Here is a 24,137-nt window from a genome sequence, read left to right on the forward strand (position 1 = left end):
TTATCTTTATGGATGAAAAAGTTTTAAAGTAATCCAATACTTTTACCATTTATCGCTAATTTTAGTTATTAAAATGCTATCGGAGTATTTACGACTGGGGATACAAGGAGAAAAAATCAATGGACTTGCAAATATTTAAGTTGAAAAAATAAATTAATTTAACAAGTAAAAATCTCATTTTTGTTCATCCTAATACAATTACTAATTGGGAGGATTAAAATGAAGAAATCCATATTTAAAGTTATATTTGTAGCGATTTTAGCACTTGGCACGGTTGCTCCCATTGCGACTCTCGCGACACATTACACCTCTACACAAGTTGAAAAATCAGTTAATCTTGAAAACACAATTCTACAAACAATTGACTCCGACTCGATGTTTAACAATATTAAATTCCTATCCAAGTCGCCTCGAGTTGCAGGCACAGAGCAAGAAGATGATGCGGTTGCCTATATCAAAAAGAATTTTGAATCATATGGTTATAAAACTGAAGTTCAAGCTTTCACTTTCACTGATTACACTGCACCTCACACCATTAAATTATCTATAGATCGCTTTACAAAAAGTTTAGATCCACAGGCTTTGGAATATTCGATAAGTGGACAGGTATCTGGTGAAATTGTCACAGCTGGACTTGGTAAAGTTGAAGAGCTACAATATCTAAATTTAACCGGTAAAATTGCGCTATTGGAACGTGGTGAGATTAGTTTTAATGATAAAATGTCTAATGTTATTGCAAAAGGTGCTGTAGGTGTAATCTTTTACAACAATGTTCCTGGCATTATCATGGGTAGCCTTGGCGAAGTAAATAAGGCACTTGTTCCTGCGGTGTTATTGACAGAAGCTGAAGGTGACGAGTTGGTGAAACATATTAACAAGAAGCCTATTACACATGCGTCAATAACAATAAAAGGTTCAAAATCTCAAAAAAACATTTCACATAATGTCATTGCTACAAAGATGCCAACAAGTAACTTAAAACAAGTAAATAAATCAAGTAAGATAGACAAAGATATTATTGTGATTAGCGCACATCATGACTCAGTTGCAGGTGCACCAGGTGCCAATGATAATGCGTCGGGAGCTGCTATGACACTTGAACTGTCACGTGTAATGAAAAATATTCCTAGCGAGACTGAAATTCGTTTTATCACGTTTGGTGCAGAAGAGTTTGGATTACTTGGTTCTACTCACTACGTCGCGAATTTAACTAAGGATGAAATCAGCCGTATATCTGCGAATTTCAATCTAGATATGGTGGGAAGTAAAGATGCTGGTGAATTAATCTTACAGACAGCTGACGGCAAGCAGAATCTTGTCACACAACAAGCTCAGGCAGCTAGTACAAAGTTAAATGGTGAACCAACACCCGTTAATCAAGGGGACCGGAGTGATCATGTACCTTTTGCAAACGTCGGTATTCCCTCTGCTCTCTTCATTCATAATCCAGCTGAGCCTTGGTATCACAAGCCAGAAGATAAAATCGACAAAATTAGTAAAGAGAAACTACAAGATGTAGCAGAAATCGTTAGTATTGCTTTATGGAATCAAATTCGTATCGATCATCAAGTAAAATAACTCATACATGAAAAACCCCACGTATCTTGAGTACACTAAACAAGCTACGTAGGGGTTTTTGTTTAATTAGATGGATAAAGCAGGAATTGGATTTTGGTTAACGAATATTACTTATGAGGTAAACCTTTTCTTATTCTTAAAGGAGAATTAAATTAACTGTATATTTTGCATGAAAAAGTATTTAATAGAAGAGTTTTAAGTGTGTTTACATTAAGGGGTGTCTGCTATTCAAAAATATTTTTTACTATTAATGCTCTTTTTTTCAATATTAATTATTGTTGTTTTTACTTCCATTTTTTCTACATACCCTGAACTATTGCCAGAAAATAAAGGTGAATATTCACTCTTTATTATGTGGGGTGAAGAGGCACGATTAGAAGAAGATGGAATGCGTAAATGGCCGCAAGCATTTAACAATAGTAAGATAACGACTATGAATATAAGCTGCGATTTGGAATACACGAATACCAAATATCCAAAATTGGGTATTGAAAAAAATCCTGTTTTTATTATCTTTGACTATAAAGGGATAGTTTTGAAAACGCATAATATTCAAGAGGCAACAAAATTTATAAAAGAAAATTTACCAGGTTAATAGTAAATAGAATGAAAATAAAAAGACACCGCAAATGCGGTGTAATCAGTTATGAAAATCCCTGTTTTTCGAGAGGATTTCTATCATTATCGACTAAAGAAATCAAACTAATAATTTCTAATATCAACTATTGAACCAACTTCTTTAAAGTCTTCATTTTCCATGAATGAGATAAGTTTTTGTGCAGTTTGTTGTGCACTGCTTAGTAATCCTTGTTCTTTGTACTCAATAAATTTATCAAGTAGAGGGAAAGCTTCTTCTTTACTTGCTCTTATTATTTCTTGCATTCCGGTGTCGATGATGCCCGGAGCGATTGAGACAATGTCTACTGGATGCTGTGCATTTAATTGCTCAATTGCGACTACTCGTGAAAAATGATCAATGCCCGCTTTTGTTGCACAGTATGTTCCCCAGCCTTCATACGCATTTCGGCCCGCTCCGGAAGATATATTGACGATACGTTTACTTACATTAGAATCCTTCAATTTAGAAATAAATGCATTCGAAATAATCATGGGTGCTGTTAAATTAACTGCAATTGCATTCGTTATTTCTTCCGCATTCACTGAGCCTATTATGCCTATTGGATTAACCATTCCAGCATTATTAATAAGCGTGAACGATACCGCATGTTGTGGCGCAGCTGCAATTATTTCATTTGTAAGAGATTCGAGTTTCTCCGTTTCAGAAAGATCTGCCTTAATGAATTTAACCCCATCTATTTTACTCTCTGTTCGAGCAATCCCAATAACAAAGTGTCCCGCTCCGCTCAATTGTTTTGCCAGTTCAAAACCAATTCCTTTTGACGCACCTGTAACAACATAAACCTTCATTTATTCCATTCCCTTCCAAGCCAACTCGTTAGTATTCAAACGTAAAATTCTATATGTTTATCTCTTTCTTAAAATTACAAACTACATAAAAATGAATCATTACTGCTCTTTTTTTGGAGTTGTTTCTTCATACTCTACTTGGTGTTTCGTATCTTGAAGCGCTGTAGAATTGCTGTCATCTTTCTTACCTTCCATTGCATCATTAAATGGCGTGAAAAAGTTTAGGGGTAATCGACGATGATTGAATAATCTCCAAAGTGTCCAACAGATGACACCAATTAACATTGCTAAAATAATGTAACCCATATGATACACACCCCTTTTTCTTTTATTGTAACTTATCTTAACCGAATGATGGCTCACTCAATGGTATTTATCCGTCTACTAATTTTTATATTCCTTCATTTTGCATATTTCCTGGGAATACATATTTATCCCAGTACAGATAAACAAACTTCAATTAACACCTTCTTTAATGCTTTTCAATAATATTATAGGACATTTAACGTAATTTTATATACTTTTCATACTAGTGCATCCCATTTAAGAAAAACCGGGCAAAGTGCGCCCGGTCCTTTAAGAAGGGTAACTATAGGTACCCGTTTATTTCCGCTACGGTGGACGCTTTTCGCGGGCTTGGCTTCAGTATCCTCGTCACTGCGAAAACATGTGCTCCTGCGGTTACTCGTCGCAAAGATATTGGACTCCAATATCTTTCCAGCGGGATCAGCGGGACAGGTGAGACCCCGCAGATCGGAAAGCATCCGCCTGTTTCTGCATGGCTACGCTAGCTTCGAAACATGAAAGGGCGTTGAAACGGAAATCAACAATACTAATGAATCAATTTTTTTGTCCAAAACACCCGAAATACTGGATTCATGGCTCACTAAATTTATATACTTTCATATTTTGTAAAAAAGCCGTCATATTACAAGTTTTCACTTGCAACATGACGGCTTTATACTTAAACTTTTGAGCTTGCTTGTATTTCATGATACTCCTCTTCAGTAAACGCGCGCGATCTGGTTAAAAATCGTTTACCTTCTACGCCTTCTAGAGAAAACATGCCGCCTCGACCGTCTATCACATCGATAATTAATTGCGTATGTTTCCAATAGTCATATTGGCTTTTGTGCATATAGAAAGGACTATCACCAATTGAACCGAGCAGCACATCTTGATCGCCCACTATCAAATCACCATCTGGGAAACACATAGGCGCTGACCCATCACAACAACCTCCTGATTGGTGGAACATCACTTGCCCGTGCTTGCTTTTCAACAATTCAATTAGTTCAAGCGTAGCATCCGTCGCAATGACTCGTTCAATCATTGGTTATTCTCCTTTCAATCAAAAGAATCCTAATTTATCTTCACTGTAGCTAACTAGTAAGTTTTTCGTTTGTTGATAATGATTTAACATCATTAAGTGATTTTCGCGACCGATACCTGACATTTTGTATCCACCGAACGCAGCATGCGCTGGGTAAGCATGGTAACAGTTTGTCCATACGCGACCTGCTTGAATCGCACGTCCGAAACGGTATGCAGTGTTCATGTTACGAGACCATACACCTGCACCAAGACCGTATAACGTATCGTTGGCTATTTCTAATGCTTCTTCTTGCGTTTTGAACGTTGTTACTGAGACAACTGGACCAAAAATTTCTTCTTGGAAAATACGCATTTTGTTATTCCCTTTGAAGACAGTTGGTTTTACATAATACCCACCAGCTAAATCGCCTTCTAAATTATTGCGTTCTCCACCAATTAGACACTCTGCTCCTTCTTGTTTACCAATATCTAAGTATGACAAGATTTTTTCTAATTGTTCATTTGAAGCTTGTGCACCCATCATTGTGTTTGGATCTAAAGGATTACCTACTTTAATTGCTTCAACGCGTGCTAATACTTTCTCCATGAATTTATCGTAAATCGATTCCTGAACTAACGCTCGTGAAGGACAAGTACATACTTCACCTTGATTTAATGCGAACAAAACAAATCCTTCTACTGCTTTATCTAAGAATGCATCGTCATGATCCATCACATCTTCGAAGAAAATGTTTGGTGACTTGCCACCTAATTCTAATGTAACTGGGATTAAATTTTGGGAAGCATACTGCATGATCATTCGACCAGTTGTCGTTTCACCAGTAAATGCAACTTTCCCAATGCGCGGGTTTGATGCAAGAGGTTTCCCTGCTTCTAAACCAAAACCATTGACGACATTCAATACGCCCGGTGGTAACAGATCGCCCACTAGTTCTGCAAATACTAGAATACTAGCTGGTGTTTGCTCAGCAGGTTTTAATACGACACAGTTTCCTGCCGCAAGTGCTGGTGCAAGCTTCCAAATAGCCATTAACAATGGGAAATTCCAAGGTATTATTTGTGCTACAACACCAATTGGTTCATGAAAATGATAAGCAACTGTATCGTTGTCAATTTGACTTAAAGATCCTTCTTGCGCACGGATCGCTCCTGCAAAGTAGCGGAAGTGATCGATGCCAAGTGGCAAGTCAGCATTTAATGTTTCACGCACTGCTTTTCCGTTATCCCATGTTTCTGCAACTGCTAACATCTCTAAATTTTCTTCCATGCGATCAGCAATTTTATTTAAAATATTAGCACGTTCAGCTACAGATGTTTTGCCCCATGCGTCTTTTGCTGCATGAGCTGCATCTAAAGCTAGCTCAATGTCTTCAGAAGTTGAACGAGCGATTTGAGTGAAATTTTTACCCGTAATAGGCGTCACATTATCAAAATATTGACCTTTTACTGGGGCAGTCCATTTTCCGTTAATATAGTTATCATACTTCTCTTTAAAAGTTACAATTGAGCCTTTTGTGTTTGGATTTGCATATACCATTCTCAAATTCCTCCATTTCGTTCGTAATCCCCCATTTTGTATGCGCTTCCATTCTTAGAATAAAAGAATACTAAATTAAGGAAATCCGTCCACTTCATATTGTCAGACTTCATTGAAAATTACAACATATTTGTTTAAGCAATATGTTAATAGTTTGTAAATGTCAGTCAAAAAAAGGTTTGTAGCGATTACTCTCGCTACAAACCTTTTAAATTATTAATCTTCTAATGTATTAATTTCGACTATAATCGCAGTTACTAATGTAATGACAACAATTGCTGTTAACAACATGAGGACCACTTTACTCAACTCCTACCAAGTTTTATATCCTTCTGAACCAGGGAAATCAAGCATTGCGCCTAATGGAATTGCATAGGCAATGATGATAAGAGCGAATGCAATGCCAATCCAGATCCACCAGTTTTCAAGAAATTTCGGTGTATGTTCACTATCGCTTTCCGCCATTGGAAAGTCGACGAAATCTTCTTCACGTTCAGCTTTTGGTGAAAGGAACATTGACATAACGACAATATAAATTAAAATCATCGCTGATAAGAATAAGATACTTCCTCCAATTGCCATTGTTACATGATTAGTTATAAGACCTTCAAACCAGCCCTGTGCAGCAGGATGATCATTATAACCAGAATACGCGGTACGTCTTGGCGCACCAAGAAGTCCTAAGATATGTTGAGATGTCGACATTAATAACATTCCTATTGTCCATGTAATAATTTGAATAAATCCAAGCTTTTGCATTGATTTTGAAAATTTACGACCTGTTAAATATGGAATCAACCAAAATGTTAGGCCCATAAACGTCATGGCTACAGGTGTTCCGACAGTAATGTGAAAATGTCCGACAATCCATAACGTATTGTGTACTAATTCATTTAATTGGAAACTCGCGTTTATAATCCCGCCAGCTCCACCAGGGATAAAGAACGCCATTGCTACAAAAATTGATGTAAAGCGAACATCTTTCCAAGGGAGTTTCTTAATCCAACCAAATAGTCCTTTTCCACCTTTTTGACGACCTGCTATTTCAAAAGTGGCAAACATCGAGAAAGCTGTTATTAATGATGGCACGATTACCATGAACGTTAATACAACTTGCAGGAATTTCCAAAAATCAGATATCCCCGGTTCTGTTAATTGATGGTGAAATCCAACTGGAATTGAAAAGAGAATAAATAATACAAATGCAAGACGCGCTAACGAATCACTGAATACTTTTGTACCAAGTAATTTCGGAACGACTACATACCAAGCCATATATGCTGGTAATAGCCAAAAATATACTAGAGGATGACCAAAATACCAAAATAATGAGCGGCTTAATTCGACATTTATCGTATCTACCCAACCAAACGCCCATGGAATGAATTGAAATACAACTGTTGCTACTACGCCTAAACAAGAAATAATCCACATGACAATTGTTGTTATTGCCATGAAGGCAAATAGTGGACTTAATTTACCTTTGTGCTCTTTACGCCAAACGATATAATGACCTACTAATGCAAAACTAGTAATCCAAGTTCCAACAACAAACAATGCTAGCCCTACGTAAAACCATCCACTTGCCTTCAGTGGTGCATAAAACGTATACAACACCGATGCTTTTCCGGAAACAATCATAATCGTGGCTAATACGGTACCTATCGTTGTCACCGCAAAGCCTATCCAGGCGGTTAAACGAACTTTGGGGCCGAAACTTCCAAGACTTTTGCTCATGCCTGTTATAAAGAAACCAAAAATAAAATAAGTTGTAAAAATAAGTGCAAGCAACACACCGTGTGCCGTTAAAATTTGATAATAATCTAACCAACTTGGTAATTGGAGAGCATCATTTCTAATGAAAACTTGAAGCAAACCGGCTAATGTCCCGATTAAAAAAGCAATGTATGCTACTGCTATATTCCATAAAGCTAACTTGCGATCTTGTGCAGCAATCATTACTAATACACCTCAATTTCTGTAGACATCATGTGGTGGCCTGCTCCGCAATATTCATTACAAAGAATCAAATACTTTCCGGGTTTGTCGAAAGTGTATGATTTTGTTGTAATATGACCAGGAACAACCATCATATTGACTTTTGTGTCAACGATGGTAAAACTGTGTACGACATCCGTACTCGTTACTTTAAAAATGATTTCTTTACCAACCGGAACTTTAAGTTCTGGGGCAGTGTAGCCAAAAGCCAATGCCACAATAGCAACTTGATAAGTATCCTCATCGAGCTTTGTAACTCCTGGATTATCAAACGGAGCAGTTTCATTTACTTTTTTCGGGTCAATTGTATCAACTCCGCCCGATGGTGTATGGTTGTGAGCAAATGCACTAACCCCTACAATACTTAAAAACACTATGAGTGATACGATACCAAATACTAACCAAATTTTTTCATACTTATGAAGATGCATACTAATCTACTCCTTTTCAACGTCCTACATACATTAAATAAACGATTATCCACATGGCTAAAATAACAATTCCAACAACAAAAACACTTACTAATGTTCCTTTTAAATTTATTTCTGGTGGTTGATTTTTTTTACTCACTTCACACACCTCTTTCATTCATTCATCCTATGTTTAAGGGTAATACTTTAGTAGTACAAGCAGTGTGATGTTTATCACACTTTTCGTGATTTTTCATAGATTTGTCGAATTTTAGTTGAATTACTCTAAACTAGTCAAGCAAAATTTCTTCTTACTGGGCTCATAGGAAGTTTATTCCGCTTCGCTAGAGGTTTAATCGGCTTCGCGGTTATTTTTATCGGCTTCACAGTCGTTTTAATCGGCTTCACTGACCATTTAATCGGCTTCAACCGTGATTTAATCCGTTTCGCCCAATTTTACCCATAAAAATACTCTCAAACAGTTATGTTCGAGGGCTAATTAGCTAAGTAATTGGTAGGAAAATATCTTTAATATTATGTTGGTTTCTTAACATTTCGATAGTCCAACAAGTACTCTCTTTTTTTCTTACATCCTGTCATAGGAAGATTCATCCGTCTTAGAATGTCGGATGCTTGTTTAGGGTTCGCTATTTGAAGGAAACTTCGAAACTCTTTGTTGCTAATTTTATTACTTAGTAACATAGCGTAATCGTTCAAAGCATCAAGATGGGCTGTTTTGAAAACCTTGGTGCAATACATGCATCTCCATTCTCTAAATGCTTTTTCCACAGAAAAAACTTGGCAGAATTGACATCTCACGCCTGAAACTATATCTTTTGAATCAATTGAAAAATGAGTGGTTATGGGGAAAGGCAAATAATCATGGTGATTGTTAACCAATGCATCTATAAGTTTCTTCATTTGAGAAGGCTTTAGTTTTACATCTACGCGTGGTCTCGTTCGAATAAAATGCGGAAGTTCTTGCAGTCCAAAAATTGGTATGCTATTTTCATCAAACTCGACAAACCGATTTGAATCTTTGAATATAATAACCTGGTATATGGGTAATCGCATTCCATGCATTTGTAGAAAATCCTCAAATACATCTGTAATTTCTACAATTTGACCAATCGGATTTCTGAAATAATCAACTTTTCCCGTAAGCAATGTTCTTTCAAGCTGTGGATGATCTTTACGAATTTTGATATGCCCCGCGATATTCTTCATTTCTATAATAATCGCATAATATGGAGTCAAAAATAACGAATCCATTTGAAAAGTGGCTGTTGATTTCAAATGTAAATCATGAAATATAAAGTACTCGAATTTGAATGTAACTCGTGAAAATAACTTATTAAGAAGCTCCTCTCCCACAATGCCCGCAGTTATTTGTTTTTGTTGATTCGTTAAGTATTCGTATTTTGGATGTGATACTGATAGCCTTCTTAACGCAGCCTCAATTCCTAATAATTTCAACGAATCTGAGCGATATTTCATGATCATAGATTTTACTCCCCAATAAAATTTATTTCCTCAAATTTTACAACGAATAAATTCTTTTGACACGGTTATTCGGCAAAATTTAATTTTGCCTCCATTACTTCTTTCATTTTTTAATTTTGTAACATCAGTCATGGTAGATAATTTAATTTTCATTAACTATAGGAATTTTATTCCGCTTTGATAGAGGTTTAATCGGCTTCGCGGTTATTTTTATCGGCTTCACAGTCGTTTTAATCGGCTTCACTGACCATTTAATCGGCTTCAACCGTGATTTAATCCGTTTCGCCCAATTTTATCCATAAAAATACCCTCAAACAGTTATGTTCGAGGGCTAATTAGCTCAAGTGTAGCTTTCAGAGTAATTAATTCTAATAAAAAAGTCATCCCAATTTGGGTAACCTCTTGTTTAGTCAATTTTACAAAATGCAATTGGGCAATTTTCGCAATTATTTTTGTTTCTTAAATAGTCTATATCGCGAATAATAATTTTTCCATCTATCATTGAAATTTTGTTTTGTTTTCTCAAGTCACTTAACAATCTGTTCACCACTTCACGTGCCATCCCACAAAAATTGGCAAGTTCTTGATTGGTAAGATTCAAATCTATGAGAATTCCGTAATCTTTTTGTACTCCGTAAGTGTTTGTCATACGGATTAACGTTGAGTAAAGCGCACCTTTTTTGCCATGTAGCATGAGGTCACGAAATTTAGTCTGTGTTTTTTGATGATTGATCCCCATCCACTTAATAAAAGCTACGGCAAGTTTAGAATTATTACTCAGGGCTTCCTCAAGGTCATCAATTTTAATCTTCACACAAACTGCATCTTCAATGACTTTTGCATCTAACATATATTTAGAAATTGTTGTATAAAGAGTTACTTCGCCAACCAACTGATTGGAACCACAAACTCTTAAGGTTACTTCTCTGCCATCTGGGGTGATTTTCCCAATTTGTACTTTTCCTGAACGAATTAAATATATACCTTCGATAGTGTCACCTTCTTGAAACAAGTAGGTGTCTTTGTTATATTCTTTTACACTATGTCTAATGGAAAGTAATTCTTTCAATTCAAAAGATGTATCGATCATCTCGTCATTCAAATGAAGCCCACCTTTCCTCATCGAAATAAACCCGATTGTTCACTTGAGTAAAGGGTATCATAATCCCATTATATTAGATAGAAATATTCAGATGATTTGGCTTTTCTTCCATTGATTATACACATCATTTATGCGGTATAATAAGACTATTAAATAAAGCAGGTGATCCTTATTCGTATTAATAAATATTTAAGTGAAGCAGGTATCGTATCTCGTCGCGGTGCTGATAAATGGATAGAAGATGGACGAATTACAATTAACGGAGAAAAAGCGGAGCTAGGCAGCAAAGTAGGACCTGATGACAATGTGCATGCAGACGGCAAAGCGGTAAAACATGAAGATCCATATGTCTATATTGCCCTTAATAAACCAGTTGGTATTACAAGTACCACGGAGCGCCATATTAAAGGAAACATAGTGGATTTCGTTAATCATCCACTCCGTATTTTTCATATTGGTCGAATAGATAAAGACTCTCATGGCCTTATTTTATTAACAAATGATGGGGATATTGTGAATGAAATTCTGCGTTCTGAAAATGAGCATGAAAAAGAATATATCGTTAAAGTTGATCAACCAATAACGCAAGAGTTTGTTCAAAAAATGGCTGAAGGTGTAGAGATTTTAGAAACGAAAACTTTACCATGCAAAGTTGAGAAGCTCTCTACCCATATGTTTAAAATCACTTTAACACAAGGTTTAAATCGCCAAATTCGCCGTATGTGTACTGAACTTGGTTACGACGTAAAGAGTTTACAACGTGTACGCATCATGAATATTCATGTTGATGGGTTATCTGTTGGAGATTGGCGGGACTTAACTAAACCTGAGTTAGAAGAACTATTTAATACGCTTAACTATACGCCAAAACGGTAATAGATCATCAGGAGGCGATTTTTTTGTTGTCGATAACTCATACAGAAAATTTAACTGGGGCACGTATTAGCGGGGACTTTTGGGATTTAGATGAAATCAACCAAGCAATTTACAGCGTCATTGGCGATGAAAATAAGTATTATGACTGGGAAGGTTCTCGCAAACGTATACTAAGTGTTTCTTATGAGATTAGGCATGCTTCTCAAGCACATCGTCATGTGAATTTTGTAGGAAATGGTTTAAACAAAGAAGCGAAGATACATCACGAAATGGTTTCATGCGAAAAAAATATTTATTATTCGGTTGACGTACTATGGCCTGAGCTCATTTTTACTATCATTGCTTTAAATGATTTTATTCGTTTATATAGCAAAAACCACTTATATCCTAGTCTTGATGTACAAGTTACAACGATACGTAAGTTTCAATCGGTTGTTGGAGAAGCTCTGCAACCCGTCATGTCAAAAGAAGAGCACGATCGCTTCATGAATATATTGAGCAGTAACGAAACAAATGTGCAAGAATATGCTATTCAATTTGTTGATATGCTCAATTTTAAATATATTGACTTAACAAAAGAGCAGCGCGAAAAGGGCTTAGGCAAGTTTGCATTAAAACTTGCAATTCAAGATAAAGACTACCATATGATGCGCGATCAAGTAATTAAATCCGCCCACGATAGCAAAAGAGCTATTCACGATATGTTAATTACAAAAAAATACCCAGAAGAAATTGAATGGTAGACCCGCAAAGAGCAGAAGCCTAACCAGCTCGCCACCGGAACTGAGATTGAAAACTCTAAAAGATAAATACAGTGATTATCTAAGGTAGGATTGACGACTATTTTTAAGATAATCGTACAACATCGCTTTCACTCTTCAAGAGAACAGATTTACGTTCTTTTTTTCTTTGACATTCTCCTGACACATTGCCGAGTTATTGTAGGATTGTGGAACGTTTCCACAATGAATTTTTAGGAGGATGAAGATGAAGAAAATGACTGGTAGTATTCTTTTAGCAAGTGTATTAACACTTGGTGCAATTGCGGCACCATCGATTTTAGCTGCATCAACTGCAAAAAGTACAACAGAAGAAATTTCCGCAGATACCAAAGCGACTTTAGATGAAATTCGTGATCAAGTAAAAACGGGTGACATTACACATGAAGAAGCACACGCCCAAATGGAGGAGCTTGGTATTGACCCTGGATTTGGTAAAGCTGGGCATCGTGGACACCATGGTAAAGGTCCATTTGGCAACATCGATGAAGAAACACAGACTGCCATTAAAGACATCCGTGACCAATTTAAAGCAGGTGACTTAACTGAAGTAGAAGCTCAAGCTAAACTTGATGAATTATCTGTTGACTTGCCGGAAGATTTTTTAACTCACTTGGATATACAAGATTTAGATGAAGAAACAAAAGTGGCGTTAACCGAAATTCGTGATCAATTCATTGCTGGCGACTTAACACAAGCACAAGCACAAGAAAAGATTGAAGAACTTGGTCTTGACTTTAGTGCTAAATTTTTAACACGCGGACCATCACACGAAAAATTAACAGATGAGCAAAAAGCGCAACTCGATAAGATTAGAGAACAAGTTGAAGCAGGAACGTTAACTGAAGCTGAAGCTCAGATTCAAATGGAAGAGCTTGGTTTTAATCCTCGCGGAGGTCATAAAGAACATAAGCATGGCGGTCCACACATGAAATTACAACAAAAAGAGGAACCTGTTAGTGAGGAATCACAAGCTACAACTACATCATCTGAAGCATAATCTGAAGGGACTCGAATGTATCCATTTCGAGTCCCTTCTTTTATACTTATATAAGAAGTAAGATTACAACCAAAAAAGAGGTGAACGGAATGAAGCGAATTTTAATTGTTGAAGATGAAATACCCATTTCTCGGGTTCTGCGTGCATATTTAGAAAAGCATGGATTTGCTGTGAGTCAAGCCTTTACGATTCAACAAGCCTCGCTCATTTTCACCAGTGAAGCGATTGATTTAGTGTTGCTTGATGTTATGCTGCCTGACGGAACAGGATGGGAATTTCTACAAACAATTCGCGCTCATTCTCCTTGCCCCATTATCATGTTGACCGCTCTTGGAGACGTCCCTGATCGTCTTCGTGGTCTTCAAAACGGTGCGGACGATTATATGTCAAAACCTTTTGTTGCAGAAGAAGTCGTTGCACGAATTCAAGCAGTCCTTCGAAGACCCACTAGATTACTTGATGAAATTGATGCTCGTCATTTTGGCAAATTACGAATACATCAAAAAGAGCGCCAAATATTTTTACATAATGTAGAAGTTCCATTAACACCTAAAGACCGTGCACTGTTGTTGTTTTTAGCTAAACACCCGAATCAAATTTTTACGCGTGAACAATTACTGGAACATGTCTGGGGAATGAATTACTACGGTAGTGACCGCGCGGTGGATTTAGCCGTTAAACGCATACGGCATGTCTTGAAAAAGTGGCCAAAGTCTGAAGGCGAGATTCGTACAATTCGAGGGATGGGGTATGAATTTCATGTCGAAACCAATTAAGAGACCATCCATTCAAACTTATTGGACTTCTCGATACCTCGTTACATTAATTTTCGGTCTTTTTATTATCGGGTTTTTAGCTGTTTTATGGATTCGCCAAACCACTCTATCACACAACTTAGATTTAACCCGAATTGTGGTCAATGAAATGGCCGATCGAGCGGTTTCGGATAGCGGGAATTTTAATGATGATCCTCGTTTTTTATCTATTCTAGAACGACGTGGTGAGGCATTTCCTATTGAAACGCGACCTTTAACTTATGTTGTTAATTCCGATGGCACAGTTCTTTTTCATCAACAAGGTCCTGGACGACGTAATGAAACCGATACTAAAATGATCCCTACTTATATTTTCGAAAAAACTGAAGTGAAGTTTGAACTTAATGGAGAAGTCGCCTACGCAGTCAGTGCGCCTATTTTAGACGATTCAGAAACTACCGGATATATCGTCATGATTCAACGAAAGCAAGATTTACTAAACACGAATCAAGAATATCGATTACTCTTTATCATGCTGGCTTCAATTGGATTACTTGGCTACGGAGTCATTTTTTATTTAGCTAAACAATTAGCAAAACCCATTAGAAGGGTTGCTTTTGCCGCTCAACAAATTGAACGAGGCTCTTATGAAATTTCTTTACCTTCAAGTAAGGAAATTAAAGAAGAAGAAATAAGTGATTTAGTCGACGCATTTAAAACCATGTCTTCTCGTCTCTCACACTTAGAAGAATTAAGGTCTGAGTTGCTAGCGGGTGTATCTCATGATTTGAAAACACCTGTCACTTCTATTAGTGGTTTGTTACAAGCTGTAAACGAGGAAGTCGTCACTGGAGATGAGGCGAAGGAATTTATCGAGATATCCTTAAAGGAAACACAACGTCTACAGCACATGATTGACTCCCTTCTAGATTTCAACTCATTCGCTGCGGGTGGAATTCCTATCTATCCGACGAAAACACAGTTATTTCCTTTTGTTTCTGAAATAATGAAGCAATGGCAAACAACAGTGACAGACATTGATATGACCATTGACATTAAAAATCCATTAAATGAACTCGAAGCATCCATTGATCCGATAAAAGTAGAACAAATCCTTATCAACTTGGCTCAAAACGCTCGTCATGCCATAAAAGCTGATGGACAAATCAAGGTAAATTTTATTAATAATGAACACAGTGTTGAGATTCAATTACAAGATAATGGTTCGGGCATTCCTCAAGACGAACACCCCTTTATTTTCGAACGCTTTTATCGAGGGAACGATAAGAAGTTACAAATTCGGGGACTTGGATTAGGGCTCTCTTACTCTCGCATGATTGCTCTTGCACATGGTGGAGATTTACGATTAGTTGAAAGCTCAAACAAAGGCTCTATTTTCAGTTTAACTTTACCTAAAAAATAGTAGAAAGCGGCTTTAGATAAATTTCCGTGGAAGTAGGTAGCTCATTTTAAGAGGACTTTTGCATCGTAAGTAATCTGATTTTTGATTGGCAACACTCAACTAACAGAATGGATAACTTTTTCCCAATATTAAAGTCATGTGGTCTCGCCCACACATCTTGAAACACTTGGCGTAAAATTTGCTCACAGATGGCATCATCAGCAACAGCGCGGTACGAAATTTTCCATAATAGTTGAGAATAACGGTCATATAAATCCACCAAAGACTGTTGTTCCTGGTTAGAAAGTCTGATAATTAAACGCTCATCTGTAGTCATCTTGTCACGCTCCTTTCCCTAAAATTACCCCACAAACTTATTACGAAACATTTCAATGTGCTAATTAGTTTATTATTTGAAATATTATAAAAAGCACTTGAATGGTAGATACTTCAAGTGCTTTTCGCTCATCATTTATTTTAAATATGATCATCTTTTCTTCTGCTTTATTGTAAAAAAACCTGATTCTAACGATAAATATTAGACATATTGAAATCGATACAAAGAAAAGACGTTAATAAACTCCGATCAATCGAAAAAACATACTTGTTAACGGAATAATTTTTAGTGTGTCAGTACATATTCCCTGTTAGTTTACTACCATATTCTGTGCTTATTGATGAGTCCGCCGTTTCCAAAACCTCTATTAGTGCATTTATTAATAGATATAGATTGAATGGAGGTGAAATCATTATGTATCGTCATATGCGACCTCACTGTGGAAATCCCGCAGTTCAACCAATTGTGTGCCCGCCTTTATGCCGTTTTAGAGACACCTTTATCGAGAGAGAAGTTCCTCATATTCAACCTTTGATTAATGTAACTAGACAACATATTGTCGACGTACCAAAAACTTACTATAGAGAGATTAATGAAACGGTTGTCGTTCCTCCAAACCAAATACCTGGAATGCCTCCTTATGGTTATGGCCGTCGATAAAAGTCCTATTGGATTTACCTTTTTGAACGAATTCCCCACGACTTTCTAACCTCTCTCCTTATATTATGATATTTTCACTAAAAATGATGCGGTTCTCCATTAATTGAAAAAACCCCGATTGCCAGTTTTCTCCTGACAATCGGGGTTTTCCTATTTAATCGACTAACTGAATGAATTGTCTTGTTCGTTCGTGCGTTGGATTTCCAAAGAATGTCTCTGGATCAGCGGACTCAATGATACGTCCTTCATCCAGCATAATGATGCGATTAGCTACATTACGTGCGAACTTCATTTCATGCGTCACGACGATCATGGTCATGCCTTCTTGCGCTAATTGCTGCATAACTGCCAACACTTCTCCCACTAATTCCGGGTCGAGTGCTGACGTGGGTTCATCGAATAATAATACTTTTGGTTCCATCGCGAGTGAGCGGGCGATGGCAACACGCTGTTTTTGTCCACCTGATAGTTTACTCGGATACACATCTGCTTTATCAGACAATCCGACTTTTTCAAGCAGCTGTTTCGCCAAGGTAATGGCATCGGCTTTCTTCATCTTCTTCACAATCATCGGCGCTTCTATGACATTTTCTAATACCGTCATATGTGGGAATAAGTTAAAGTGTTGGAACACCATTCCTACTTCAGCTCGAATTTTTGAGAGCTTATCATTCTTTGGGTTGACTAAGTGTCCATCAATTTCGATGGTTCCTTCATTAATACGTTCTAAAAAGTTAAAGCATCTAAGCAATGTACTTTTACCTGACCCACTAACCCCGACCAGAACGACCACTTCAGAAGGAGCGACTTCGAGATCAATGCCTTTTAATACTTCTAAATCGCCAAACGATTTATGAATATTCGTCCCTTTTAACATATGCGTCCCTCCTTCTTATTTGTCGACATTTAGTTTGTTTTCATACAGTTTCAATAAATAGGTGAAGATCATCACGAGCACTAAATAATACACCCCGACCACTAAATACGTTTCTAATGATTGGAATGACTGCGCTGCTTCACGGTTTGCGATGGAGAATAACTCTGACACCCCAATAATATAAACTAAAGATGAATCTTTCAATGTAATAATAAACTGATTACCAAGCGGCGGAATCGAGCGTTTTAAAGCTTGCGGGAAAACAATACGACGCATACTTTGCGTTCTTGTCATTCCTAGTGAGCTACTCGCTTCACGCTGCCCTTTATCAATCCCTTGTATAGCTCCACGGAAAATCTCCGCGATGTATGCCCCGTTATGAATACCGAGTGCAATCGCTCCTGCCCAGAAACCCGAGAGGACGATGAGTGTCGTAATCCCAAAATATAAAAACATAATTTGGACAATTAACGGTGTACCTCGAATAATCGTAATGTATAAATTAGCAATTGTTTGTAGTATTTTGGAGCGTGAAATTTTCATTAGTGCAAAGATTAACCCGAGAGATGTACCTAAAACGAGAGCGACAGCCGTAATTTGCAAGGTGGTGAGTGTCGCTTCTAGGAAACCTGGATACGTTCGCAAAAAGACTTCAACTACCGTTTTTAAAAGTTCCATAGTAATCTCCCTTTCTCTTCCAAATTAATTCAGAATGTCAATACCTTCTAAATCAACATCAAGAAGATTACGTTCGAACCATTTGTTTGAGATTTCTTCATATGTGCCATCTGCCACTATTTCTTCAATCGCTTTATTAATACCTTCTAATAATTCCTTATCTTCTTTACGTAAAGCCACTGCCGCTTGTTCAATCCACAATGGTTCGCCTACATCTTTAATTTCCAACCCAGCTGCAATGGCTTCAAAACCAACTACGTCCGCTGTAATGACGGCATCTAATCGGCCTTCAACCGTTAAATCATTTAACGCCACAACATCACTATTATAGTACTTAACATCATCCGTATATCCTTTTGCCGCAGTATCGTACGTACTTTGTGCAACAACACCGATTCGTTTACCTTCTAAATCTTCTGCAGAAGTGATTTCATCACTACCTTCTGGCACGAAAATCATCCCACCCGAGTAGTAGTAAGGATCTGAGAAGTTTACGCGTTCTGCACGTTCAGCTGTAATGGCCATTGATCCAATAATGACATCAAAATTACTAGCCAGTAGAGATTGTGTAATGGTTTCCCATGGGGTTGTGATTGGATTTGGTTCTAAGCCCATTTTTTCGGCAATAGCTGCGCCGATTTCCACGTCAAAACCAGTAAGTTCACCAGCTTCTTCATAGTTAAATGGTTTGTATAAACCACTTGAAGCGTATGTTAACTTGCCATCTTCTTTTAAGTTATATCCTGACTCTTCGCCTGACCCAGCGCTATCTGTCGTTTCTTCTTTATCACTTCCGCAACCTGCGATTAACATAGCTGTAGCAGCGACTGCAGTTAAAAATGAGAACTTCTTTTTCATAATGAATCTCCCCTTATACGTTTAGTTTTAGTTGTCATCAGTTCGGTCGTTTCATTTAGATGTAAAAATAGCTTTCCGTTCATACATGTCTTCAACGCGCGCTAAATTTTGCTTTACTTTCTCATGTTCTTTCACATAAATGAATCGCATGACTGAAGTTATTAACGCATGAACAGCTGTGTAGGAATCAATACTTAAATTCGTCGTAACTGGTACAAATAATACTTCATCCCCATATTGGGTGACTGGGGCTTCTTTCTTATCAGTGATAACGATAACCGTTGCACCTTGTTCTTTTGCTGTTTGCAATGTTTCCATTACATTTTTCGTATACCGTGGAAAGGCAAAAGCAATGACCACATCATCTGCTGTTAATTTAGATAGTTGGAAATAGTATTGCACATCTCCCTGCATTAACAGTTCTGTGTGATCGAGTACCATGTTCATCCAATGCGTAAACGAATAGGCTAAACCGTAATCGAAAAAGTTGCTTGTCACATATATTTTCTTAGCTGAGCTAATCAAATCCACAACTTGAAGCAACTGCTCTTCTTGCATGGTTTCCTTCAAATGCGAAATGCTCTTAATATCTGCATCAAGCAAATTTTTCACAATGGATTGTGACGTATATTCCGTTGTATCTTCATCTGCTACCTGTTCAATACGTTGCTTTGCAAGTTTTTTTTGAATGACATGCTGAAATTCTGAAAACCCTTTAAACCCCAGTTTCTGTGCCCACCTAATAACGGTTGATTCACTGACACCTACTTTTTTCCCAATTTCAAGAGCCGAAGAAAATGCTAACACGATTTGATTTTCTTTAAACAAATCCGCAATCCTCTTTTGTCCTGCAGAAAAATCATTATAGGAATTTTCAATTTTATGCAGTAATACCTTCATTAAATTACCTCCGAAACACATATCCGAACTGTTTGACTACTTAATTGTAACCCTATGCAGGTTTTCCTGCAAGTTATTATTACATCGTTGTAATAATTTATGAAAAAAATGGATTGTAATTAAAAGTAGAGTGGTCCCAAAAATTTTCACATCAAAAAAACCTACTCGCCACAATTTGGCAAGTAGGTTTTCGTTTATTAGTTATTTTAAGATTTTAATTTTCACCGTTTTGCGTCCCCATTTTAGAGCGCTTGTGCGGTTTGGAATAAACAAATCAATTTTATTTCCTTTAATTGCACTCCCAGTATCTCCGGCGATAGCATACCCGTAACCTGCTACATGTACTTTAGTACCAAGTTTAATCACTTTTGGATCAACGGCAATAACTTTTAAGTGTGGATTTTTTCTTAAATTAATTCCTGTCTTCGTTATTCCTGAACATCCTTTACAAAAAGCTGTGTACGCTGTCGCTGAGACCATAAATTCTTTGGCAACCTTAGTATTTGATCGAGAAGGTGTTGATTTTTTCGCTACTTTTTTAACTGGTGTTGATTTTTTAGCTACTACTTTTGATTTTAAATTCAACTTTTGATTTGGTATAATTAAGTTTGATTTCAAATTATTATATGATTTTATACTATTAACCGAAACTTTGTGCTTTATAGAAATTTTATATAAAGTATCACCTTTTTTAACTGTGTGGACAGAAGCTGCAGCCTCCGAATCATTGGCAAATGCGACGAGGAACATTAGTACAAAACTTATTACAAAACTAAATTTTTTCAAGTTATTTTCTCCTTTAATTCTCATTTGTAGGAATAAAATAACATATCAACATTACAGTCTTGTGACAAAACATAAGACACTTCATTACAATTTGAGGTTTATATATTACTAATACCACATAATTTGTAGAATTTTATTTCGACAATATTTTTATGACGAATTTCTCACAGCAAAAAACGAGATATAGAGGGTGTTAGGAATCATATAGACACTCATTTAACTGAGGCAATGTCACTTTTCGCATTAATCTTCACTACCTAATATACCGTCATGGGTTAATTCAACATTGACAGCCATTGCTGTCTTCACTCCACTTGCGGCAGCGATAATTAATTGGGATGGATAGACATTTGATGCCTCACCTGCAACAAAAAATCCTGTTATTTTCGTGTTTCCCACTTCATCTGAATGATGTCCACCCGTATCGTTTAATTTAATACCCAGAAGTGTACCAAGTTTGGTCGTTTGGAAAAGTTCTGGCGTGGCAAACCCACCCGCTCGCTCTATTACTGTTCCGTTAACAAGTTCAACTTTTTCTAGCATTCCCTTTTTCCCAATAAGAAGATGTACCGGACTCGTTTCCACTCTCAACTCAGTTTTCTCAATTTGTTTTACTTGGCTCTTGGTAAGTTTTTGTCCATTTGTAAAAATGACAATATCCTTTGACCAATTAAGTAGCACTTTCGACATATGGAGCGTATAGTCTACGATCCCAAATAAAGCTAGGGGCTTATCTCGTAGTTCCCATCCATCGCAATAAGGACAGTTGAATATACTGTTTCCATAGAAGTCGCTTAAGTTTGGGATATTAGGGAATTTTTCATATACACCTGTTGCAAGAATTACTTTTCGCGACTTCCATTGTTGGCCTCTTTGCGTTTTAATCAAAAATCCTTCATCCACTTTAGCAATTTCGACTACTTTATCTTCCAGTGTTTCAATCATTGGGTATCTAGTGAACTCTTGATGAGCCAACTCTCGAAGTTCGGCTGGTTTTACTCCGTCTCGTGTCAGGAATCCGTGTGAAGCAAACGTCACTTTATTACGCGCATTATTGCTATCAACCAAAATCACACGTCTTCTCGCTCGCCCTAATACTAACGCTGCATTTAACCCAGCTGGACCACCACCAACGATTGTACAATCTTTCATGCAACTTCCTCCAACTTTTTATTTTGACTACTATGTAGAAACTTTTCTGTGTCTCTTTCCTTTATATAAATACTCTCTCCTTCTTTATACTCATTCAAACGGAAGTTTTTTCGTAAGAAAAGCAGCAAGCGCGGTCTAGCTCATTACGAGGGCTGAAGCTTAGGTGTAATCTCACGCTTGGAGCTAGACATAACAACTCCAAGTAGTAAGGTATCGCTAATTGAATAACCAAAAAACATGAACCTCCTGCCACTTTAAAATAAAGAGACATGAGGTTCATGAATGGTTAGTTATACAATTTGAGACCTAAGAAAATGTATTCCCTTATTTATGATATTTACTATTAGTTGGGCATGGTACCTGGTTTAATTTGAGATGGTGCAAAAGAGTTTACAATGGCCATCATATCTTGTTTGGCAAGTTGAGGCACTTGGTAATATTGGTGTTTGTTTTGATAAATGGAAACTTCGTATGCCATTTCGATACAGTTCGGAACTGAATCCGCAATCACTCTACGAACCACTGGATTTGTCGTTTCAAGGGCTACCATTGCTTTTAAAGATGCACTAGTCTTATGAACACCAAGCAAAAAACCTGAAATAATCTCATCCGTTAATTCGTTAGCTGACTGAATTGGCTTTTTCGGTTGTGTTGGTTTAATTCCATAAATAAAATCGTTATTTTGTGACATCTTATATGATTGAGTGGGTTTGAAAGGATCTTGCCCTGTTTTAAAACAATCAACGATAATGTTGTATTCTTCTTGCATAAATTGGAACTGGTTATCCAACATCGTTAATAGTTCTTGATCTTGAATATGTGGGCGCAACAAGACGCATTGGTTTAATCCTGCAACTGCACCCGACAATAATTCTTGAACATCAAAAAGTTCATGACCTCCGTGATTCATTTCTGGTGTTACAGGACCAGCCTGCATATTTTCGCTCATTTGACCTTGTTGGTTTTGTGTCATTTTTTATTTTCCTCCAATTTTCATTTTTATGTGTAACAAATATAGTGTGTGCCAATATATAAAGTGCTATTCAAAAAAAAGTGGGCAGAGAAGCAGGTTTCCTCTGCATCTCTACACACTTTTAAAAATTAAAAACGAATCTTAGTATTCATTTATTTATTTATTTATTTGAAGAGCAATCTTCCCAAACTGCTTTCCTTCTTTAAGATAATCTATTGCCTCTTGAGCTTGATCAAATATGAATGTGTGATCTACTACAGGTTGCATTTTAAACTCTTCCATATGCGCTAACATAGCTCGGAGCTCTTCTCTACTGCCCATGGTAGATCCGAATAGCTGATATTGTCCATAGAAAAACTTACGCAAGTCAAAATCTACCGTATCTTCCGTCGTCGCACCAAAAATTACGATTCGGCCACCTTTTTTAAGAACATTTAATGAGCGATTGAATGTGGCTCTTCCCACACTTTCAATAATGAGATCGATGGTTTCATCTGCTAACTCTTTCTCCCAGTCGCCATTTGTGTCAAGCGCGATATCTGCACCTAATTCTAAAGCCCTTTTGCGCTTTTCTTCACTTCTAGAAGTTACAATTACTTTGGCTCCAATGTTTTTTGCAAATTGGATAAGAAAACTCGATACGCCACTACCTGCGGCGGGAATAAAAACTGTATCTCCTTTCTTAACATTCCCCTTTGTAAACAAGGCACGATAGCCAGTTAGGCCTGACAAAGCAACTACACCTGCTTCTTCCCACGATAAGTGTTCAGGTTTTTTCTCCACTTGTTCAGCAGAAATAACGACTTTTTCTGCAAATGTCCCGTTATCCGGCATTCCTAAAATATCGAAACCCGCTGGTGGAGCATCACTATTATCGTACCAACGGAGAGCTGGATTAATCATAACTTCATCTCCAACAGAAAAACCCTCGACACTTTCTCCTATCGAATCAATTACCCCTGCACCATCTGAACCGAGTATTAGTGCTTGTCCTTCGTCTCCAAGACGATTCGGAATAATTAAATCACGTCGATTTAAGCCAGCAACTTTAATTGACACTACTACTTGTCCTTCTTGTGCGGTTGGTTCATCCATTTCTTTTAGCTTAAGTTCTCCTAGTTCATGTACAAATGCTTTCATGACTATCATCCTTTCTGACATTAACTTGAATTTATAGAGTTTAATAGATAAGAGTAACATATACTAAAATCAC

General features: G+C 37.1%; 26 protein-coding genes. 8 read left to right on the forward strand and 18 right to left on the reverse strand.

Annotated elements, in window-relative coordinates:
* The first annotated feature begins 219 nt into the window (after window positions 1–219).
* Together E2636_RS17475 and E2636_RS17480 are read left to right on the forward strand one after the other, a co-directional pair.
* Window positions 220–1,578, forward strand: coding sequence for a DUF4910 domain-containing protein (locus E2636_RS17475; protein ID WP_134211559.1), 1,359 nt, complete (start codon window positions 220–222; stop codon window positions 1,576–1,578).
* Between the two features lie 217 nt (window positions 1,579–1,795).
* A complete protein-coding gene (locus tag E2636_RS17480; protein ID WP_134211560.1) occupies window positions 1,796–2,173 on the forward strand; it encodes a hypothetical protein in 378 nt (125 codons plus the stop codon).
* A gap of 107 nt (window positions 2,174–2,280) precedes the next feature.
* Here the strand turns inward: E2636_RS17480 and E2636_RS17485 are convergent, their stop codons facing one another.
* From E2636_RS17485 to E2636_RS17530, 9 genes are all read right to left on the reverse strand, one after another.
* The gene (locus E2636_RS17485; RefSeq protein WP_134211562.1) at window positions 2,281–3,006 is read right to left on the reverse strand and encodes an SDR family NAD(P)-dependent oxidoreductase; all 726 of its coding nucleotides are present in this window, start codon (window positions 3,004–3,006) and stop codon (window positions 2,281–2,283) included.
* A gap of 99 nt (window positions 3,007–3,105) precedes the next feature.
* Window positions 3,106–3,312, reverse strand: a complete 207-nt coding sequence (locus E2636_RS17490) for a hypothetical protein (RefSeq protein ID WP_134211564.1) — start codon at window positions 3,310–3,312, stop codon at window positions 3,106–3,108.
* 658 nt (window positions 3,313–3,970) lie between these two features.
* Window positions 3,971–4,339: a DUF779 domain-containing protein gene (locus E2636_RS17500; protein WP_134211568.1), complete on the reverse strand. Its 369-nt coding sequence runs from the start codon at window positions 4,337–4,339 to the stop codon at window positions 3,971–3,973.
* Window positions 4,340–4,357: 18 nt separating this feature from the next.
* Window positions 4,358–5,878 carry an aldehyde dehydrogenase gene (adh, locus tag E2636_RS17505; RefSeq protein ID WP_134211570.1) on the reverse strand — a complete coding sequence of 507 codons (1,521 nt, stop codon included), beginning with the start codon at window positions 5,876–5,878 and terminating at the stop codon, window positions 4,358–4,360.
* Between the two features lie 312 nt (window positions 5,879–6,190).
* On the reverse strand, window positions 6,191–7,837 hold the full coding sequence (locus E2636_RS17510; RefSeq protein WP_134211572.1) for a b(o/a)3-type cytochrome-c oxidase subunit 1: 1,647 nt from the start codon (window positions 7,835–7,837) through the stop codon (window positions 6,191–6,193).
* Between the two features lie 2 nt (window positions 7,838–7,839).
* On the reverse strand, window positions 7,840–8,307 hold the full coding sequence (locus E2636_RS17515; protein WP_017379570.1) for a cytochrome c oxidase subunit II: 468 nt from the start codon (window positions 8,305–8,307) through the stop codon (window positions 7,840–7,842).
* A gap of 16 nt (window positions 8,308–8,323) precedes the next feature.
* Window positions 8,324–8,464: a cytochrome C oxidase subunit II gene (locus E2636_RS17520; RefSeq protein ID WP_134211574.1), complete on the reverse strand. Its 141-nt coding sequence runs from the start codon at window positions 8,462–8,464 to the stop codon at window positions 8,324–8,326.
* A gap of 356 nt (window positions 8,465–8,820) precedes the next feature.
* Complete coding sequence (locus tag E2636_RS17525; protein ID WP_134211575.1) at window positions 8,821–9,789, reverse strand: nuclease-related domain-containing protein; 969 nt, start codon at window positions 9,787–9,789, stop codon at window positions 8,821–8,823.
* Between the two features lie 406 nt (window positions 9,790–10,195).
* Window positions 10,196–10,879: a Crp/Fnr family transcriptional regulator gene (locus E2636_RS17530; protein ID WP_134211856.1), complete on the reverse strand. Its 684-nt coding sequence runs from the start codon at window positions 10,877–10,879 to the stop codon at window positions 10,196–10,198.
* A gap of 183 nt (window positions 10,880–11,062) precedes the next feature.
* Between E2636_RS17530 and rluF the strand changes: the two genes are divergently transcribed.
* The 5 genes from rluF to E2636_RS17555 all read left to right on the forward strand — a co-directional run bounded on the left by rluF (window position 11,063) and on the right by E2636_RS17555 (window position 15,724).
* Window positions 11,063–11,767, forward strand: coding sequence for a 23S rRNA pseudouridine(2604) synthase RluF (gene rluF / locus E2636_RS17535; protein WP_134211857.1), 705 nt, complete (start codon window positions 11,063–11,065; stop codon window positions 11,765–11,767).
* 23 nt (window positions 11,768–11,790) lie between these two features.
* A complete protein-coding gene (locus E2636_RS17540; RefSeq protein WP_134211576.1) occupies window positions 11,791–12,510 on the forward strand; it encodes a DUF6904 family protein in 720 nt (239 codons plus the stop codon).
* Window positions 12,511–12,754: 244 nt separating this feature from the next.
* Window positions 12,755–13,546 (forward strand): hypothetical protein, encoded by a 792-nt coding sequence (locus E2636_RS17545; RefSeq protein ID WP_134211577.1) that lies wholly within the window; start codon window positions 12,755–12,757, stop codon window positions 13,544–13,546.
* Window positions 13,547–13,635: 89 nt separating this feature from the next.
* Window positions 13,636–14,322, forward strand: a complete 687-nt coding sequence (locus E2636_RS17550; RefSeq protein ID WP_134211578.1) for a response regulator transcription factor — start codon at window positions 13,636–13,638, stop codon at window positions 14,320–14,322.
* Window positions 14,306–15,724 carry a sensor histidine kinase gene (locus tag E2636_RS17555; RefSeq protein ID WP_166669574.1) on the forward strand — a complete coding sequence of 473 codons (1,419 nt, stop codon included), beginning with the start codon at window positions 14,306–14,308 and terminating at the stop codon, window positions 15,722–15,724. Before E2636_RS17550 ends, E2636_RS17555 begins: the two co-directional genes overlap by 17 nt.
* Before the next feature lie 46 nt (window positions 15,725–15,770).
* Here E2636_RS17555 and E2636_RS17560 read toward each other — a convergent pair whose 3' ends face one another.
* Window positions 15,771–16,040, reverse strand: coding sequence for an RNA polymerase sigma factor (locus tag E2636_RS17560; protein WP_134211580.1), 270 nt, complete (start codon window positions 16,038–16,040; stop codon window positions 15,771–15,773).
* A 414-nt stretch (window positions 16,041–16,454) separates the two neighbouring features.
* Here E2636_RS17560 and E2636_RS17565 point away from each other — a divergent pair, with 414 nt between their 5' ends.
* Window positions 16,455–16,700 (forward strand): hypothetical protein, encoded by a 246-nt coding sequence (locus E2636_RS17565; protein WP_017381124.1) that lies wholly within the window; start codon window positions 16,455–16,457, stop codon window positions 16,698–16,700.
* A gap of 154 nt (window positions 16,701–16,854) precedes the next feature.
* Here the strand turns inward: E2636_RS17565 and E2636_RS17570 are convergent, their stop codons facing one another.
* The 8 genes from E2636_RS17570 to E2636_RS17605 all read right to left on the reverse strand — a co-directional run bounded on the left by E2636_RS17570 (window position 16,855) and on the right by E2636_RS17605 (window position 24,064).
* A complete protein-coding gene (locus E2636_RS17570; protein WP_134211581.1) occupies window positions 16,855–17,577 on the reverse strand; it encodes an amino acid ABC transporter ATP-binding protein in 723 nt (240 codons plus the stop codon).
* A gap of 15 nt (window positions 17,578–17,592) precedes the next feature.
* Window positions 17,593–18,255 (reverse strand): amino acid ABC transporter permease, encoded by a 663-nt coding sequence (locus E2636_RS17575; protein WP_134211054.1) that lies wholly within the window; start codon window positions 18,253–18,255, stop codon window positions 17,593–17,595.
* Between the two features lie 24 nt (window positions 18,256–18,279).
* Window positions 18,280–19,113 (reverse strand): transporter substrate-binding domain-containing protein, encoded by an 834-nt coding sequence (locus tag E2636_RS17580; protein ID WP_134211582.1) that lies wholly within the window; start codon window positions 19,111–19,113, stop codon window positions 18,280–18,282.
* 51 nt (window positions 19,114–19,164) lie between these two features.
* Window positions 19,165–20,013: a MurR/RpiR family transcriptional regulator gene (locus E2636_RS17585; protein WP_134211583.1), complete on the reverse strand. Its 849-nt coding sequence runs from the start codon at window positions 20,011–20,013 to the stop codon at window positions 19,165–19,167.
* 201 nt (window positions 20,014–20,214) lie between these two features.
* Complete coding sequence (locus E2636_RS17590; protein WP_208324107.1) at window positions 20,215–20,799, reverse strand: 3D domain-containing protein; 585 nt, start codon at window positions 20,797–20,799, stop codon at window positions 20,215–20,217.
* A gap of 243 nt (window positions 20,800–21,042) precedes the next feature.
* Window positions 21,043–21,951, reverse strand: a complete 909-nt coding sequence (locus E2636_RS17595; RefSeq protein WP_134211584.1) for an NAD(P)/FAD-dependent oxidoreductase — start codon at window positions 21,949–21,951, stop codon at window positions 21,043–21,045.
* A gap of 343 nt (window positions 21,952–22,294) precedes the next feature.
* Window positions 22,295–22,924, reverse strand: a complete 630-nt coding sequence (locus tag E2636_RS17600; protein WP_017381117.1) for a spore coat protein — start codon at window positions 22,922–22,924, stop codon at window positions 22,295–22,297.
* Window positions 22,925–23,080: 156 nt separating this feature from the next.
* Entirely contained in the window at window positions 23,081–24,064 is a 984-nt protein-coding gene (locus E2636_RS17605; RefSeq protein WP_134211585.1) for a zinc-binding dehydrogenase, read from the reverse strand.
* Window positions 24,065–24,137: the final 73 nt, after the last annotated feature.

Origin of the sequence: Paenisporosarcina antarctica (assembly GCF_004367585.1) — a bacterium.
GTDB classification, from domain to species: Bacteria; Bacillota; Bacilli; order Bacillales_A; family Planococcaceae; genus Paenisporosarcina; species Paenisporosarcina antarctica.